The 15475-nt window shown below is 40.5% G+C and carries 21 protein-coding genes; all 21 read left to right on the top strand.

The features are described 5' to 3' along the window. The first annotated feature begins 4 nt into the window (after positions 1-4). On the top strand, positions 5-3598 hold the full coding sequence (gene rpoC / locus BN1243_RS13650; RefSeq protein WP_062107680.1) for a DNA-directed RNA polymerase subunit beta': 3594 nt from the start codon (positions 5-7) through the stop codon (positions 3596-3598). Positions 3599-3770: 172 nt separating this feature from the next. Beyond that, positions 3771-4019: a 50S ribosomal protein L7ae-like protein gene (locus BN1243_RS13645; RefSeq protein WP_062107679.1), complete on the top strand. Its 249-nt coding sequence runs from the start codon at positions 3771-3773 to the stop codon at positions 4017-4019. Positions 4020-4117: 98 nt separating this feature from the next. After that, on the top strand, positions 4118-4537 hold the full coding sequence (rpsL, locus tag BN1243_RS13640; RefSeq protein ID WP_062107677.1) for a 30S ribosomal protein S12: 420 nt from the start codon (positions 4118-4120) through the stop codon (positions 4535-4537). A gap of 52 nt (positions 4538-4589) precedes the next feature. Beyond that, complete coding sequence (gene rpsG, locus BN1243_RS13635) at positions 4590-5060, top strand: 30S ribosomal protein S7 (protein ID WP_062107674.1); 471 nt, start codon at positions 4590-4592, stop codon at positions 5058-5060. Positions 5061-5114: 54 nt separating this feature from the next. Further along, the gene (gene fusA / locus BN1243_RS13630) at positions 5115-7193 is read left to right on the top strand and encodes an elongation factor G (RefSeq protein WP_062107672.1); all 2079 of its coding nucleotides are present in this window, start codon (positions 5115-5117) and stop codon (positions 7191-7193) included. A gap of 123 nt (positions 7194-7316) precedes the next feature. Further along, positions 7317-8504 carry an elongation factor Tu gene (gene tuf / locus BN1243_RS13625; protein WP_062107670.1) on the top strand — a complete coding sequence of 396 codons (1188 nt, stop codon included), beginning with the start codon at positions 7317-7319 and terminating at the stop codon, positions 8502-8504. 342 nt (positions 8505-8846) lie between these two features. Further along, a complete protein-coding gene (gene rpsJ, locus BN1243_RS13620; RefSeq protein ID WP_044747018.1) occupies positions 8847-9155 on the top strand; it encodes a 30S ribosomal protein S10 in 309 nt (102 codons plus the stop codon). A gap of 35 nt (positions 9156-9190) precedes the next feature. Further along, positions 9191-9820 (top strand): 50S ribosomal protein L3, encoded by a 630-nt coding sequence (gene rplC / locus BN1243_RS13615; protein WP_062107668.1) that lies wholly within the window; start codon positions 9191-9193, stop codon positions 9818-9820. A 27-nt stretch (positions 9821-9847) separates the two neighbouring features. Continuing rightward, positions 9848-10471, top strand: coding sequence for a 50S ribosomal protein L4 (gene rplD, locus BN1243_RS13610; protein ID WP_062107666.1), 624 nt, complete (start codon positions 9848-9850; stop codon positions 10469-10471). Beyond that, positions 10471-10755 carry a 50S ribosomal protein L23 gene (gene rplW, locus BN1243_RS13605; protein WP_062107664.1) on the top strand — a complete coding sequence of 95 codons (285 nt, stop codon included), beginning with the start codon at positions 10471-10473 and terminating at the stop codon, positions 10753-10755. The genes rplD and rplW overlap by 1 nt, the downstream gene beginning before the upstream one ends. 36 nt (positions 10756-10791) lie before the next feature. Beyond that, on the top strand, positions 10792-11625 hold the full coding sequence (gene rplB, locus BN1243_RS13600) for a 50S ribosomal protein L2 (RefSeq protein WP_062107661.1): 834 nt from the start codon (positions 10792-10794) through the stop codon (positions 11623-11625). Between the two features lie 60 nt (positions 11626-11685). After that, positions 11686-11964: a 30S ribosomal protein S19 gene (gene rpsS, locus BN1243_RS13595; protein WP_062107659.1), complete on the top strand. Its 279-nt coding sequence runs from the start codon at positions 11686-11688 to the stop codon at positions 11962-11964. Positions 11965-11982: 18 nt separating this feature from the next. Continuing rightward, positions 11983-12324, top strand: a complete 342-nt coding sequence (gene rplV / locus BN1243_RS13590; protein ID WP_062107657.1) for a 50S ribosomal protein L22 — start codon at positions 11983-11985, stop codon at positions 12322-12324. Between the two features lie 3 nt (positions 12325-12327). After that, complete coding sequence (rpsC, locus tag BN1243_RS13585) at positions 12328-12984, top strand: 30S ribosomal protein S3 (protein WP_062107655.1); 657 nt, start codon at positions 12328-12330, stop codon at positions 12982-12984. A 2-nt stretch (positions 12985-12986) separates the two neighbouring features. Beyond that, positions 12987-13421: a 50S ribosomal protein L16 gene (rplP, locus tag BN1243_RS13580; protein WP_062107652.1), complete on the top strand. Its 435-nt coding sequence runs from the start codon at positions 12987-12989 to the stop codon at positions 13419-13421. Further along, on the top strand, positions 13411-13614 hold the full coding sequence (gene rpmC, locus BN1243_RS13575) for a 50S ribosomal protein L29 (RefSeq protein WP_062107650.1): 204 nt from the start codon (positions 13411-13413) through the stop codon (positions 13612-13614). Before rplP ends, rpmC begins: the two co-directional genes overlap by 11 nt. A 22-nt stretch (positions 13615-13636) precedes the next feature. After that, positions 13637-13900, top strand: a complete 264-nt coding sequence (gene rpsQ / locus BN1243_RS13570; protein ID WP_062107648.1) for a 30S ribosomal protein S17 — start codon at positions 13637-13639, stop codon at positions 13898-13900. Positions 13901-13943: 43 nt separating this feature from the next. Continuing rightward, positions 13944-14312, top strand: coding sequence for a 50S ribosomal protein L14 (gene rplN / locus BN1243_RS13565; protein ID WP_062107646.1), 369 nt, complete (start codon positions 13944-13946; stop codon positions 14310-14312). 38 nt (positions 14313-14350) lie between these two features. Further along, a complete protein-coding gene (rplX, locus tag BN1243_RS13560) occupies positions 14351-14701 on the top strand; it encodes a 50S ribosomal protein L24 (protein WP_062107644.1) in 351 nt (116 codons plus the stop codon). Between the two features lie 19 nt (positions 14702-14720). Then, the gene (gene rplE / locus BN1243_RS13555) at positions 14721-15260 is read left to right on the top strand and encodes a 50S ribosomal protein L5 (RefSeq protein ID WP_062107642.1); all 540 of its coding nucleotides are present in this window, start codon (positions 14721-14723) and stop codon (positions 15258-15260) included. Positions 15261-15284: 24 nt separating this feature from the next. Continuing rightward, on the top strand, positions 15285-15470 hold the full coding sequence (gene rpsN, locus BN1243_RS13550; RefSeq protein ID WP_057985563.1) for a 30S ribosomal protein S14: 186 nt from the start codon (positions 15285-15287) through the stop codon (positions 15468-15470). Positions 15471-15475 lie beyond the last annotated feature (5 nt).

The raw sequence follows: 15475 nt of genomic DNA, 5'->3' as shown, positions 1-15475 counted from the left end.
CCCCTTGCTGGATGTTAATAATTTTGAGTATATGAAAATTGGCCTTGCTTCACCGGATAAAATCCGTTCATGGTCATACGGAGAAGTCAAGAAGCCTGAGACGATCAACTATCGTACGTTGAAACCAGAAAAAGACGGCTTGTTTTGTGAACGAATCTTTGGTCCAACAAAAGACTGGGAATGTCATTGTGGTAAATATAAAAGAGTTCGTTATAAAGGCGTAGTCTGTGACCGCTGTGGTGTTGAAGTTACGCGGATGAAAGTTCGCCGTGAACGTATGGGTCATATAGAATTGGCTGCCCCAGTTTCACATATCTGGTATTTTAAAGGAATTCCGAGCCGGATGGGACTTATTTTAGATATGTCCCCCCGCGCTCTTGAGGAAATTATTTATTTTGCCTCTTATGTAGTAACTGAAGTTGGAGATACGCCACTTGAGAAGAAACAGTTACTATCTGAAAAGGAATATCGTGTCTATCGTGAAAAGTATGGAACGAAATTCCAGGCCTCTATGGGGGCTGAGGCAATTAAAAAGCTGCTTCAGGATATTGAGTTGGAAAAGGAAGCAGAACAATTAAAAGAGGAATTAAAAACTGCACAAGGACAACGTCGTACTCGCGCAATTAAACGATTAGAAGTGATTGAGGCATTCCGTCATTCAGGCAATAAACCTGATTGGATGATTCTGGATGTCCTTCCTGTTATCCCGCCTGAATTACGTCCAATGGTACAACTTGAAGGTGGACGCTTTGCCACTTCTGACTTGAATGACTTGTACCGTCGTGTAATTAATCGGAACAATCGTCTTAAGAGATTATTGGATCTTGGAGCTCCTAGTATCATTGTTCAAAATGAGAAGCGGATGTTACAAGAAGCGGTTGATGCATTAATCGATAACGGTAGAAGAGGTAGACCTGTTACGGGTCCAGGAAATCGCCCGCTAAAATCCCTTTCCCATATGTTGAAAGGAAAGCAAGGCCGGTTCCGTCAAAACTTGCTTGGTAAGCGTGTTGACTATTCTGGTCGTTCTGTAATTATTGTTGGGCCTAACTTAAAGATGTACCAATGTGGTCTTCCAAAGGAAATGGCTTTAGAGCTCTTTAAACCTTTCGTTATGAAGGAACTCGTAGAGAAGAATCTTGCTCATAATATTAAAAGTGCAAAAAGGAAAATTGAACGTGTACAGCCTGAAGTTTGGGATGTACTGGAAGAAGTTATCCGTGAACATCCAGTCCTCTTAAACAGGGCGCCAACTTTGCACCGTCTTGGAATCCAAGCATTTGAACCTACTCTAGTAGAGGGAAGAGCCATTCGCCTTCACCCGCTTGTTTGTACGGCTTATAATGCTGACTTTGATGGTGACCAAATGGCGGTTCACGTACCTTTATCTGCAGAGGCTCAAGCTGAAGCTCGCTTGTTAATGTTAGCCGCACAGAATATTCTTAACCCGAGAGATGGTAAGCCGGTCGTTACTCCATCCCAAGACATGGTACTTGGAAACTATTATTTAACACTGGAACGAGAAGATACCGATGGTGAAGGAATGGTTTTCAAAGATATTGATGAAGCTTTAATTGCTTATCAAAATGGCTTTGTTCACCTTCATACTCGAATTGCCGTTCAGGTTAGTTCGTTAAAGAATGAAACTTTTACTGATGAGCAAAGGAAAAAGCTCTTGGTTACAACAGTAGGGAAGTTAATTTTCAACGAAATTCTCCCTGAATCGTTTCCGTTTATTAACGAACCAACAAATGAAAATTTGGAGACTAATACACCAGATAAATATTTTGTTGACTATACGACAAATGTCAAAGAGTTTATTAAAGAGCAACCACTCGTTGCTCCATTCAAGAAGAAAATTCTTGGTAATATAATCTCTGAAATCTTTAAACGATTCCACATTACAGAAACTTCCAAGATGCTCGATCGTATGAAGAATTTAGGATTTAAATATTCAACGATTGCTGGTATTACTGTTGGAGTTGCGGATATCGTTGTTTTGGCTGAAAAAGAAGATATCTTACATGAAGCGCAAAATAAGGTAGATAACGTCATGAAGCAGTTTAAACGTGGGTTAATAACGGAGGAAGAACGGTATGATCGCGTAATCTCCATTTGGAGTGCTGCAAAAGATACTATTCAAGATAAATTAATGGGTACTCTAGAGCGACTTAACCCAATTTATATGATGAGTGACTCTGGAGCCCGTGGTAACGCATCTAACTTTACTCAGCTTGCTGGGATGCGTGGACTAATGGCCAACCCGGCTGGCCGAATCATTGAATTACCGATTAAATCCAGTTTCCGTGAAGGTTTAACCGTATTAGAATACTTTATTTCTACACACGGTGCGCGGAAAGGGCTAGCAGATACAGCCTTGAAAACGGCCGACTCAGGTTACTTAACGAGAAGACTTGTTGATGTTGCTCAAGATGTCATCATTCGTGAAGACGATTGTGGAACAGATAGAGGCTTACTAGTTTCAGCTTTGAAAGATGGTACAGAGGTTATCGAAACGCTTGAAGAGCGCCTAATCGGGCGGTTTGCGAGGAAGAAAATCACTCACCCTGAAACTGGCGAAGTTCTCGTTCATGAAAATGAGCTTATCAATGAAGATATGGCTAAGAAAATTGAGGATCTTGGTATCGAAGAAGCTTGGATTCGCTCTGCATTTTCGTGTAATACTCGTCACGGTGTATGTAAGAAATGTTACGGTCGAAATCTTGCAACTGGCACAGTAGTAGATGTAGGTGAAGCGGTAGGGATTATCGCAGCCCAGTCTATTGGAGAACCAGGAACTCAGTTAACGATGAGAACATTCCACACTGGTGGGGTGGCAGGAGACGATATTACTCAAGGTCTTCCGCGTATTCAAGAGTTATTTGAAGCCCGTAATCCAAAAGGTCAGGCTGTCATTTCGGAAATTAGCGGGGTAGTTACTTCTATTTCTGAAGGCCGTGATCGCCAGCATGAGATAGTCGTGCAAGGAGACGTTGAGAGTCGTACGTATAATGCACCATATACAGCACGCTTGAAAGTTGCGGTAAATGACCGAATAGAACGCGGACAAGAACTTACAGAAGGTTCGATCGATCCGAAGGAATTACTTCGTATTCGTGATGTTGCTTCTGTACAAGAATACTTGTTGCTAGAAGTTCAAAAAGTTTATCGGATGCAAGGTGTTGAAATTGGCGATAAACACGTAGAAGTTATGGTAAGGCAAATGCTGAGAAAAGTAAAAGTGACAGATGCTGGCGAAACAGATGTCTTGCCAGGAACGCTTCTTGATATCCATCAGTTTACTGAGGCGAACCGTAATGCTCTGCTTGAAGGTAAACAGCCTGCCCTTGGTCGTCCAATGTTACTAGGAATTACGAAAGCATCACTTGAGACGGATTCCTTCTTATCCGCTGCATCCTTCCAAGAAACTACCCGTGTTCTGACAGATGCTGCTATTAAAGGTAAAACGGATGAGTTGTTAGGTTTGAAAGAAAACGTCATTATTGGAAAATTAGTACCTGCTGGTACTGGGATGCAACGTTACCGAAAAGCTACTGCAGTAATTGATGAAGAAGATGTAGTAACAACAGCAGAGTAAACACAATTACAATCTGCTAAATAGTTACAATATACGCCGGCGTTCGCCGCCAGCGTATATTGTACATAAAAAAAGCTGATTTTTTATCTTTTATTGTTGACATCAAAATTCTCAGATGATAATATATTCAAGGTGATCCTACATTAACCTGTTACTTTGGAGGATTAATAAATTGTCTTATGAAAAAGTGGCGCAGGCTAAAGATGTCGTTATAGGGACAAAGCAAACAGTAAAAGCACTAAAAGCGGGTCAAGTTCAAGAAGTATTTGTAGCTTTGGATGCAGATCCGAGAATTACAAATACCATTATTCACGCAGCCCAGGAGATGGGTACGCCTATTACTAATGTGGACTCAATGAAAAATTTGGGGAAAGCGTGTGGAATAGATGTAGGTGCAGCAACTGTTGCAATTCTTAATTAAAGGTGTTTTTGCAGTTATCACCTGCAAAAACTTGTTTTTTGCTTTAAAAAGAACCACCTGGATGTGTGGGCTTATAAAAAATGAAGGGAGGAAAAATCATGCCTACAATTAACCAATTAGTACGTAAACGCAGACAATCAAAAGTAACAACTTCTGACTCTCCTGCACTTAACAAAGGTTATAACAGCTTCAAAAAGGCTAACACTAATGTTTCATCACCACAAAAGCGCGGTGTATGTACTCGTGTTGGAACAATGACTCCGAAAAAGCCAAACTCAGCATTGCGTAAATATGCTCGTGTTCGTTTGACAAACGGAATTGAGGTAACAGCTTATATTCCTGGTATTGGTCATAATCTTCAAGAACACAGTGTTGTTTTGATTCGTGGAGGTCGTGTGAAAGACTTACCGGGTGTACGTTACCATATTGTTCGTGGAGCACTAGATACAGCAGGTGTTGAAAACCGTGCTCAAAGCCGTTCAAAATACGGTACTAAGCGTCCAAAAGCTAAAAAATAATAGTAGTATTGTTCGATAAAATGAAAGTTATAAATTGAAAGGAGGAACCAAAATGCCACGTAAAGGACCTGTAGCTAAAAGAGATGTTCTACCAGATCCGATTTACAATTCAAAGCTTGTTACACGCCTAGTTAACAAGATCATGATTGATGGTAAAAGAGGTAAGGCGCAGACTATTCTATATTCTGCATTTGATATTATTAAAGAACGTACAGGTAAAGATCCGATGGAAGTATTTGATCAAGCCTTGAAAAATATTATGCCAGTATTAGAAGTTAGAGCGCGCCGTGTTGGTGGTGCTAACTATCAAGTACCGGTTGAAGTACGTCCAGAACGTCGCTCCACTCTTGGATTGCGTTGGTTAGTAAACTATTCGCGTCTTCGCGGTGAAAAAACGATGGAAGAGCGTTTAGCGTATGAAATTATGGATGCAGCTAATAATACTGGAGCATCTGTTAAAAAGCGTGAAGACACTCATAAAATGGCAGAAGCTAACAAAGCATTTGCTCATTACCGCTGGTAGAATTCAAATCCATAAATATATTCGATTACTCATTCCGGAAAGGAGAGTTATAATATGCCTAGAGATTTCTCCTTAGAAAAAACACGTAATATCGGTATCATGGCACACATCGATGCCGGTAAAACAACAACAACTGAGCGTATTCTTTACTATACAGGGCGTATCCATAAAATTGGTGAAACTCATGAGGGTGCTTCACAAATGGACTGGATGGAGCAAGAACAAGAGCGTGGTATCACTATCACTTCTGCTGCTACAACTGCACAGTGGGATGGCCACCGTGTTAACATCATTGACACTCCTGGACACGTAGACTTCACAGTTGAAGTTGAACGTTCACTGCGTGTTCTTGATGGTGCTGTAACAGTTCTTGATGCTCAATCAGGTGTTGAACCACAAACTGAAACAGTTTGGCGCCAAGCAACAACATATGGAGTTCCACGTATTGTTTTTGTTAACAAAATGGATAAAATCGGAGCAGATTTTATATATTCTGTTGGCACACTACGTGAACGCCTACAAGCGAATGCTCATCCAATTCAACTTCCTATCGGGGCTGAAGATACATTTAAAGGGATGGTTGACCTTGTAGAGATGAAGGCGTGGTTCTATGAAAGTGATGATCCACAGGATCCTGTAGAAGGAAGCATTCCTGAAGACTTACAAGACCAAGCAGAAGAGCTTCGTACAAGTTTGATTGAAGCAGTTGCTGACCTCGATGAAAACTTGATGGAGAAATACCTTGAAGGTGAAGAAATCTCCGTTGAAGAATTGAAAGCTGCAATTCGTAAGGCTACATTAAGAGTAGAATTCTACCCAGTACTTTGCGGAACAGCCTTTAAAAACAAAGGGGTTCAAAAGGTTCTAGATGCAGTTGTTGCTTATTTGCCGGCACCAACTGATATCGAGTCAATTAAAGGAATTGTCCCTGATACAGAAGAAGAAATCGCTCGTCATGCAGATGACAGCGAGCCATTCTCTGCTCTTGCATTTAAAGTAATGACTGACCCTTATGTTGGTCGTCTAACGTTCTTCCGTGTATATTCTGGTACATTGAACTCAGGTTCGTATGTCCAAAACTCTACAAAGGGAAAACGCGAACGTGTAGGTCGTATCCTTCAAATGCATGCGAACCACAGAGAAGAAATTTCTACAGTTTATAGTGGTGACATTGCTGCAGCTGTAGGTTTGAAAGATACTAGCACAGGAGATACTCTATGTGATGAAAAGGAACTTGTTATCCTTGAGTCTATGGAATTCCCTGAGCCAGTTATTTCTGTTGCTGTTGAACCGAAATCAAAAGCTGACCAAGATAAAATGGGTATGGCGCTTGCGAAATTACAAGAAGAAGATCCTACTTTCCGTGCTGAAACAAACCCGGAAACAGGCCAAGTTGTTATCTCAGGTATGGGTGAACTTCACTTGGACGTTCTTGTTGACCGCATGAAGCGTGAATTTAAAGTTGAAGCTAATGTTGGTGCACCGCAAGTTTCATATCGTGAAACATTCCGTGAAACAGCAGAAGTTGAAGGTAAATTCGTTCGCCAATCCGGTGGTCGTGGTCAGTTCGGACATGTTTGGATCGAATTCTCTCCAAATGAAGAAGGTAAAGGTTTCGAATTTCAAAATGCTATTGTTGGTGGGGTTGTTCCACGAGAATATATCCCAGCAGTTCAAGCAGGTCTCGAAGATTCAATGCAAAATGGTATAATTGCTGGATATCCATTGATCGATGTGAAAGCAAAACTATTTGACGGATCTTATCATGATGTAGACTCTAGTGAAATGGCATTTAAAATTGCAGCTTCATTAGCATTGAAAAATGCAGCTAAAAAGTGTAATCCAGTTCTACTTGAACCGCTTATGAGAGTAGAAGTAGTTATTCCTGAAGAATATCTTGGCGATATTATGGGGGATATTACATCTCGTCGTGGTAGAGTAGAAGGAATGGAAGCTCGTGGTAATGCGCAAGTAGTTAAAGCGTTTGTACCGCTTGCTGAAATGTTTGGATACGCAACGTCACTTCGTTCCAACACTCAAGGACGTGGGGTTTATACTATGTTCTTTGATCATTATGAAGAAGTGCCTAAATCTATCGCTGAAGAAATTGTCAAAAAAAATAGCGGCGAATGATTGATTTTATAAACTGAATCAAGTATAACTACTAGTAGATATGCAAAGTATCGCTTTAAAACTACTATGTTTTAAAGCGATACTCATACTTATATTTTTTTATATTTAAAGGAGGATTCCCAAATGGGTAAGGCTAAATTTGATCGTTCTAAAGCACATGCTAATATCGGTACAATTGGTCACGTTGACCACGGTAAAACAACTCTTACTGCTGCTATTACAACTGTTATGGCTAAGCGTGGCGGTGCAGAAGCTAAAGGTTATGATATGATTGACAACGCTCCTGAAGAGCGTGAGCGTGGAATTACAATCTCTACTTCCCACGTAGAATACGAAACTGACACACGTCACTATGCACACGTTGACTGCCCAGGACACGCTGACTATGTTAAAAACATGATCACTGGTGCTGCGCAAATGGACGGAGCTATCCTTGTTGTATCTGCTGCTGATGGTCCAATGCCACAAACACGTGAGCATATCCTACTTTCTCGTAACGTAGGTGTTCCATACATCGTTGTTTTCATGAACAAATGTGACATGGTTGATGATGAAGAATTACTAGAACTAGTAGAAATGGAAATCCGTGATCTACTATCTGAATATGATTTCCCTGGTGACGATATTCCAGTTATCAAAGGTTCTGCTCTTAAAGCTCTTGAAGGCGTAGAAGAGTGGGAAGCTAAAATTGATGAGTTAATGGCTGCAGTTGACGAATATATTCCAACTCCAGAACGTGACACTGACAAACCATTCATGATGCCAGTTGAGGACGTGTTCTCTATCACTGGTCGTGGAACAGTTGCTACTGGACGTGTTGAGCGTGGACAAGTTAAAGTTGGTGATGTTGTAGAAATCATCGGACTTGCTGAAGAAGCTGCTCAAACAACTGTAACTGGTGTTGAAATGTTCCGTAAGCTTCTTGATTATGCTGAAGCTGGTGACAACATTGGTGCATTGCTACGTGGGGTTGCTCGTGAAGACATCCAACGTGGTCAAGTACTTGCTAAGCCTGGTACAATTACACCACACACAAACTTTAAAGCTGAAGTTTATGTTCTATCTAAAGAAGAAGGTGGACGTCATACTCCATTCTTCACTAACTATCGTCCACAATTCTATTTCCGTACAACTGATGTAACTGGAATCGTTCATCTTCCAGAAGGTACAGAAATGGTTATGCCTGGTGATAACATTGAAATGACAGTAGAACTTATTTCTCCAATCGCGATTGAAGAAGGTACTCGCTTCTCAATTCGTGAAGGTGGACGTACAGTTGGATCTGGTGTTGTTTCAACTATTCAAAAGTAATAACAACAATGAAAAGAGCAAATGAATATTATTCATTTGCTCTTTATTTTTTCTCCGAAAGCAAAACTAATATTTCCATAATTTTTCTTCTGTTAAGCTTCTTGAGATCACTTGATTCCCAAAGAAAAAATTAGTATACTTTGAAAGTCAGAAAAAATGATGGAAACACAAATATATTGTTGCATCTAGTACTATATTTCTGTATAATGAATAACGTTGGTCTTTGACTGCGATGATGCAGAAGGTTGCTGACACACCCGGCCGCATTGCCATGGCGAGTGTGAGCAGGAAATTTTTGCAGAGTATGTCTATTTTAAAAATAGGCGAAAAGGAGGGAAAATAATGGCAAAACAAAAAATCCGAATCAGATTGAAGGCTTATGATCATAGAATTCTAGATCAATCAGCTGAAAAAATTGTGGAAACTGCAAAACGTTCTGGTGCAAATGTCTCAGGGCCGATTCCATTGCCAACTGAGAAATCTGTTTATACAATCCTTCGTGCGGTGCACAAATATAAGGATTCCCGTGAACAATTCGAAATGCGTACTCATAAACGTCTGATCGACATTATCAATCCTACACCACAAACTGTAGATTCACTTATGAGATTGGATCTTCCATCTGGTGTTGACATTGAAATCAAATTATAATAAATAATTACACATATAATCAGGAGGTGTGACTTATGACCAAAGGAATCTTGGGTAGAAAAATTGGTATGACGCAGGTTTTTGCTGAAAATGGTGAATTGATCCCTGTAACTGTCATTGAAGCTGCCCCTAATATCGTTCTTCAAAAGAAGACAATTGAAACAGACGGATACGAAGCAGTGCAATTGGGATTTGAAGACAAGCGTGAAAAGCTTGCAAACAAGCCGGAAAAAGGCCATGTAGCTAAAGCAAATGCTGCACCTAAGCGCTTCATACGTGAATTCACTGGTGTAAACATTGGTGAATACGAAGTTGGTCAAGAAGTCAAAGTTGATATTTTTGGAGAAGGCGATTTGGTAGATGTATCTGGTATTTCCAAAGGGAAAGGATTCCAGGGTGTTATCAAACGTCACGGACAATCTCGCGGACCTATGTCTCACGGTTCTCGTTATCATCGTAGACCGGGATCAATGGGAGCAGTTGACCCTGCACGCGTATTTAAACAAAAAGCATTACCAGGACGTACAGGTGGAGAAAGAATCACTGTCCAAAACTTGTCTATCGTTAAGGTAGATGCAGAACGTAATCTTATTTTGGTAAAAGGAAATGTTCCTGGACCGAAAAAAGCATTACTTGAAATTAAAACTGGAATTAAAGTGAAATAAAGATAATAGAAGAAAGGAGGAAATAGAATGCCGAAAGTAGCATTGTATAATCAGGCAGGTTCTCAAGTTGGTGATATCGAACTTAATGAATCTGTATTTGGTATTGAACCAAATAAGCATGTATTATTTGAAGCAGTAGTTATGCAAAGAGCTTCTTTAAGACAAGGAACCTCAAAAGTTAAAACTCGTTCGGAAGTTCGCGGTGGTGGTCGTAAACCATGGCGTCAAAAAGGAACTGGTCGTGCTCGTCAAGGCTCTATTCGTTCCCCACAATGGCGTGGCGGTGGTACGGTGTTTGGACCGGTACCAAGAAGCTACAGCTATAAACTTCCTAAGAAAGTACGTCGTCTAGCCCTTTTGTCGGCTTTATCCACGAAAGTACTTGAAGAAAACATTCTAGTATTAGACAAACTTTCTTTTGAAGCACCAAAAACAAAAGAATTTGTTAATGTACTATCTAATCTTCCAGTAGGAAAGAAAGCTCTAATTGTTACAGATGTACTAGATACTAATATTGCATTATCTGGTAGAAACATCCCTGGAGTAACAGTTATCGAGGCTTCTAATCTGAATGTGTTAGATCTTGTTGGTCATGACACACTAGTTTTAACGAAAGCCGCAGTTGAAAAAGTAGAGGAGGTGCTTGGTTAATGGATGCACGTGACGTTATTAAGCGCCCCGTTATCACAGAACGTTCCATGGAACAGACGGCTGAAAAGAAATATACTTTTGAAGTTGATGTCAGAGCGAATAAAACACAAATTAAAGATGCTATTGAAGTTATCTTTGGTGTGAAAGTAGCGAAAGTAAATGTCATGAACTACAAAGGTAAATTCAAACGCATGGGCCGTTTTGGTGGATACACAAACAAGCGCCGAAAAGCTGTTATCACTCTAACCCAAGATAGTAATGAAATTGAATTCTTTGAAGTGTAAAGCAAGTAAAAAATAAGCTATAGAGGAGGGAAAAACATGGCGATCAAAAAATATAAACCTACCTCAAACGGACGTCGTAATATGACTGCATTGGATTTCTCGGAAATCACTACGGATAAACCGGAAAAAACATTGCTAGAGCCACTTAATAGAAAAGGCGGCCGTAATAATCAAGGTAGAACTACTGTTCGTCATCGCGGCGGTGGTCATAAGCGTCAATACCGTATTATTGACTTCAAACGCAATAAAGATGGTATACCAGGACGCGTTGCTACAATTGAATATGATCCAAACCGTTCCGCAAACATTGCTTTAATCCATTATCATGACGGTGAGAAGCGCTACATCTTGGCGCCTAAAAACCTAAAAGTTGGTATGGAAATTATGTCTGGACCAGAAGCGGATATTAAAGTCGGAAATGCTCTTCCACTTGCTAATATTCCTGTTGGTACTGTAGTACACAACATCGAATTGAAACCTGGTAAAGGTGGACAATTGGTACGTTCTGCAGGGACTTCTGCACAAGTATTAGGTAAAGAAGGAACTAAATACGTATTAGTTCGTCTAAATTCTGGTGAAGTTCGTATGATTCTTGCTACATGCCGTGCTTCAATTGGTCAAGTCGGAAACGAACAACATGAATTAGTTAACATAGGTAAAGCAGGTCGTTCACGCTGGTTGGGCAAACGTCCACATGTTCGTGGATCTGTTATGAACCCGAATGATCACCCACACGGTGGTGGTGAAGGCCGTACTCCAATTGGACGTAAGTCTCCAGTTACACCATGGGGTAAACCGACACTTGGTTACAAAACGCGTAAGAAAAACCATAACACGGACAAATTCATTGTACGTCGTCGTAAAAAATAACGAGATTGACCTACGGTTCAACGTTAGGGCCGTAGCGCAATCACGAAGGGAGGTTCAAACATGGGTCGCAGCCTGAAAAAAGGGCCTTTTGCCGATGAACATTTATTGAAAAAGGTTGAAAACATGAACGAAAGTGAAAAGAAACAAGTCATTAAGACATGGTCACGCCGTTCCACAATTTTCCCAAGCTTTATTGGAAATACCATTGCAGTCTACGATGGACGTAAACATGTACCTGTTTATATTAGCGAAGACATGGTAGGCCATAAACTAGGTGAATTCGCGCCGTCACGGACTTACAAAGGCCATGCCGGAGACGATAAAAAAACTAAACGCTAATGAGAGGAGGGCATCCTGATGCAAGCAAAAGCTGTTGCTAGAACAGTCCGAATTGCTCCTCGTAAAGTACGTCTTGTCGTTGATCTTATTCGAGGAAAGCAAGTAGGAGAAGCAGTCTCTATTCTTAAATTAACACCAAAAGCTGCCTCTCCAGTCGTGGAAAAATTGTTGAAATCTGCTATTGCCAACGCAGAACATAATTATGATATGGATATCAACAATTTACTTGTATCGCAAGCATTTGTTGACGAAGGTCCAACAATGAAGCGATTCCGTCCACGTGCACAAGGCCGTGCGACTCAAATCAACAAACGCACAAGTCATATTACGATTGTGCTATCTGAAAAGAAGGAGGGATAATACGTGGGTCAAAAAGTAAATCCAATCGGTATGCGTATCGGTGTTATTCGTGACTGGGAGTCAAAATGGTACGCTGAAAAAGATTATGCAACATTGTTGCATGAGGATATTAAAGTTCGTGAATATATTACAAAACATTTGTCCGACGCTTCTGTATCACGTGTAGAAATCGAACGTGCTGCTAATCGCGTTAACATCACGATCCACACTGCCAAGCCTGGCATGGTTATCGGTAAAGGTGGTAGTGAAGTTGAAGCATTAAGAAAAGCATTGAACGAATTAACTAATAAACGAGTTCACATCAATATTATTGAAATTAAAAAAGCAGATATGGATGCGAAGCTTGTTGCTGAAAATATTGCACGTCAATTGGAAAACCGTGTATCTTTCCGTCGTGCACAAAAACAAGCAATCCAACGCACAATGAGAGCTGGAGCTCAAGGTATTAGAACGATGGTATCTGGTCGTCTAGGCGGAGCTGATATTGCTCGTTCAGAACATTATAGCGAAGGAACTGTTCCACTTCATACACTTCGTGCTGATATAGATTATGCTCACGCTGAAGCTGATACAACGTACGGAAAACTCGGTGTTAAAGTATGGATTTATCGTGGAGAAATCCTTCCAGAAAAGAAAAAGTCTGCGGAAGGAGGAAAATAATTATGTTAATGCCTAAACGTGTTAAATATCGTCGTGAACATCGTGGTAAAATGCGTGGTCGTGCAAAAGGCGGTACAACAGTATCTTTCGGTGATTACGGCTTACAAGCTGTAGAAGCATCTTGGATTACAAGCCGTCAAATCGAGGCTGCTCGTATTGCTATGACTCGTTACATGAAACGTGGCGGTAAAGTTTGGATCAAAATTTTCCCTCATAAGCCTTATACTGCAAAACCTCTAGAAGTTCGGATGGGTTCCGGTAAAGGGGCTCCTGAAGGATGGGTAGCTGTAGTGAAGCCTGGTAAGATTATGTTTGAAATTGCGGGAGTATCTGAGGAAGTTGCACGAGAAGCTCTTCGTCTTGCAGCACACAAACTCCCAATTAAATGTAAATTTGTAAAACGAGAAGAAATTGGTGGTGAACGAAATGAAGGCTAAAGATATCCGTGATCTAACCACTGCCGAAATTGAACAAAACGTAAAATCGCTGAAGGAAGAATTATTTAACCTTCGCTTCCAATTAGCTACAGGGCAACTTGAAAATACAGCCCGCCTTCGCGAAGTTCGCAAATCCATCGCTCGCATGAAAACTGTGATTCGTGAAAGAGAACTTGAAGTTAATAACGGATAATCGGAAAAGGAGGTTAGCGTAAATGAGTGAACGCAATCAGCGTAAAGTTTATACAGGCCGTGTGGTTTCTGACAAAATGGATAAAACCATTACTGTCATGGTTGAGACATACAAGAAGCATTCATTGTATGGCAAACGTGTGAAATACTCTAAAAAATTCAAAGCACATGACGAACTTAACGAAGCCAAAATCGGTGACGTTGTTCGTATTATGGAAACACGACCATTATCATCCACTAAACGCTTCCGTTTAGTAGAAGTCGTTGAAAAGGCAGTAATCATTTAACGATAAGATTCGGATACAGGTTTTCCGAAGGGAGGTAAATTAGATGATCCAACAAGAATCAAGATTGAAAGTTGCTGACAACTCTGGTGCCCGTGAAGTACTAGCGATTAAAGTATTGGGTGGCTCAGGACGTAAAACTGCTAATATCGGTGATGTAATTGTCTGTGCAGTCAAAAACGCAACACCAGGTGGCGTTGTCAAAAAAGGCGAGGTTGTAAAAGCTGTTATCGTACGCACAAAAAGCGGCGCACGTCGTCCAGATGGTTCTTACATTAAATTTGACGAAAATGCTTGTGTCATTATTCGTGATGACAAAGCTCCTCGTGGTACACGTATTTTCGGACCTGTTGCCCGCGAGCTTCGTGACAAAAATTTCATGAAAATCGTCTCTCTGGCCCCAGAGGTTCTATAATTTATTCGTGATTTGCTCACTCAAGGAGGTGCGATTCAATGCATGTAAAAACAGGTGATAAAGTAATGGTTATCACAGGGAAAGATAAAGGAAAAACTGGTACCGTATTGGCTGCCTTCCCTAAAAAAGGCCGTGTACTTGTTGAGGGAGTCAATATTGTAAAAAAACATTCCAAACCTTCCCAAGATAATCCACAAGGTGGAATTATTAATAGAGAAGCTGCCATTCACGCTTCTAATGTAATGGTTATTGATCCTAAAACAAATGAACCAACTAGAATTGGTTATAAAAAAGTTCTTGTTAAGACAAAAGATGGCGCAGAAAAAATGAAAAGTGTGCGCGTGTCTAAAAAATCCGGTGAAATCCTAGATAAAGTAAAAACTGTTTAGATGAAGGGAGGTACACGAAATGAACCGCCTACAGGAAAAATTTAAAAATGAAGTTACACCTGCTCTTATGAGTAAGTTCAACTATAAATCTGTGATGGAAGTACCAAAAATTGAAAAAATCGTTGTCAACATGGGTGTTGGTGACGCTGTTCAAAACGCAAAGGTTCTTGATAATGCAGTTGAAGAATTAAGCTTAATTACTGGACAAAAGCCAGTTGTTACAAAAGCAAAAAATTCGATTGCTGGATTCCGCTTACGTGAAGGTATGCCAATCGGTGCAAAAGTAACTCTCCGTGGTGAACGTATGTATGAATTCTTCGATAAATTAGTATCCGTATCACTTCCACGTGTACGTGACTTCCGAGGAATTTCTAAAAAGGCGTTTGATGGCCGAGGAAACTATACTCTTGGTATTAAAGAACAGCTTATCTTCCCTGAAATTGATTATGATAAAGTGAACAAAGTTCGCGGCATGGACATTGTTATTGTTACGACTGCAAACACAGATGAAGAAGCACGTGAATTATTGACTGCATTTGGAATGCCGTTCCAAAAGTAATCGCTAAATAAGGGAGGCGAAAACGTGGCTAAGAAATCAATGATCGTTAAGCAGAAACGTACTCCAAAGTTTAAAGTGCAAGAGTATACTCGTTGCGAAAGATGTGGTCGTCCACATTCCGTTATTCGCAAATTTAAACTTTGCCGTATTTGTTTCCGCGAACTCGCATACAAGGGTCAAATTCCTGGCGTGAAAAAAGCCAGCTGGTAAGACCG

The sequence above is a fragment of the Bacillus niameyensis genome (assembly GCF_001375535.1).
GTDB lineage: Bacteria > Bacillota > Bacilli > Bacillales > Bacillaceae_C > Lederbergia > Lederbergia niameyensis.
This window is presented reverse-complemented; position numbering and strand designations above follow the sequence as displayed.

Excerpts from the sequence above, each read along its gene's own strand:
- rpsL (WP_062107677.1), top strand. The coding sequence starts at position 4,118 with ATGCCTACAATTAACCAATTAGTACGTAAACGCAGACAATCAAAAGTA.
- rpsG (WP_062107674.1), top strand. The coding sequence starts at position 4,590 with ATGCCACGTAAAGGACCTGTAGCTAAAAGAGATGTTCTACCAGATCCG.
- fusA (WP_062107672.1), top strand. The coding sequence starts at position 5,115 with ATGCCTAGAGATTTCTCCTTAGAAAAAACACGTAATATCGGTATCATG.
- tuf (WP_062107670.1), top strand. The coding sequence starts at position 7,317 with ATGGGTAAGGCTAAATTTGATCGTTCTAAAGCACATGCTAATATCGGT.
- rpsJ (WP_044747018.1), top strand. The coding sequence starts at position 8,847 with ATGGCAAAACAAAAAATCCGAATCAGATTGAAGGCTTATGATCATAGA.
- rplC (WP_062107668.1), top strand. The coding sequence starts at position 9,191 with ATGACCAAAGGAATCTTGGGTAGAAAAATTGGTATGACGCAGGTTTTT.
- rplD (WP_062107666.1), top strand. The coding sequence starts at position 9,848 with ATGCCGAAAGTAGCATTGTATAATCAGGCAGGTTCTCAAGTTGGTGAT.
- rplW (WP_062107664.1), top strand. The coding sequence starts at position 10,471 with ATGGATGCACGTGACGTTATTAAGCGCCCCGTTATCACAGAACGTTCC.
- rplB (WP_062107661.1), top strand. The coding sequence starts at position 10,792 with ATGGCGATCAAAAAATATAAACCTACCTCAAACGGACGTCGTAATATG.
- rpsS (WP_062107659.1), top strand. The coding sequence starts at position 11,686 with ATGGGTCGCAGCCTGAAAAAAGGGCCTTTTGCCGATGAACATTTATTG.
- rplV (WP_062107657.1), top strand. The coding sequence starts at position 11,983 with ATGCAAGCAAAAGCTGTTGCTAGAACAGTCCGAATTGCTCCTCGTAAA.
- rplP (WP_062107652.1), top strand. The coding sequence starts at position 12,987 with ATGTTAATGCCTAAACGTGTTAAATATCGTCGTGAACATCGTGGTAAA.
- rpmC (WP_062107650.1), top strand. The coding sequence starts at position 13,411 with ATGAAGGCTAAAGATATCCGTGATCTAACCACTGCCGAAATTGAACAA.
- rpsQ (WP_062107648.1), top strand. The coding sequence starts at position 13,637 with ATGAGTGAACGCAATCAGCGTAAAGTTTATACAGGCCGTGTGGTTTCT.
- rplN (WP_062107646.1), top strand. The coding sequence starts at position 13,944 with ATGATCCAACAAGAATCAAGATTGAAAGTTGCTGACAACTCTGGTGCC.
- rplX (WP_062107644.1), top strand. The coding sequence starts at position 14,351 with ATGCATGTAAAAACAGGTGATAAAGTAATGGTTATCACAGGGAAAGAT.
- rplE (WP_062107642.1), top strand. The coding sequence starts at position 14,721 with ATGAACCGCCTACAGGAAAAATTTAAAAATGAAGTTACACCTGCTCTT.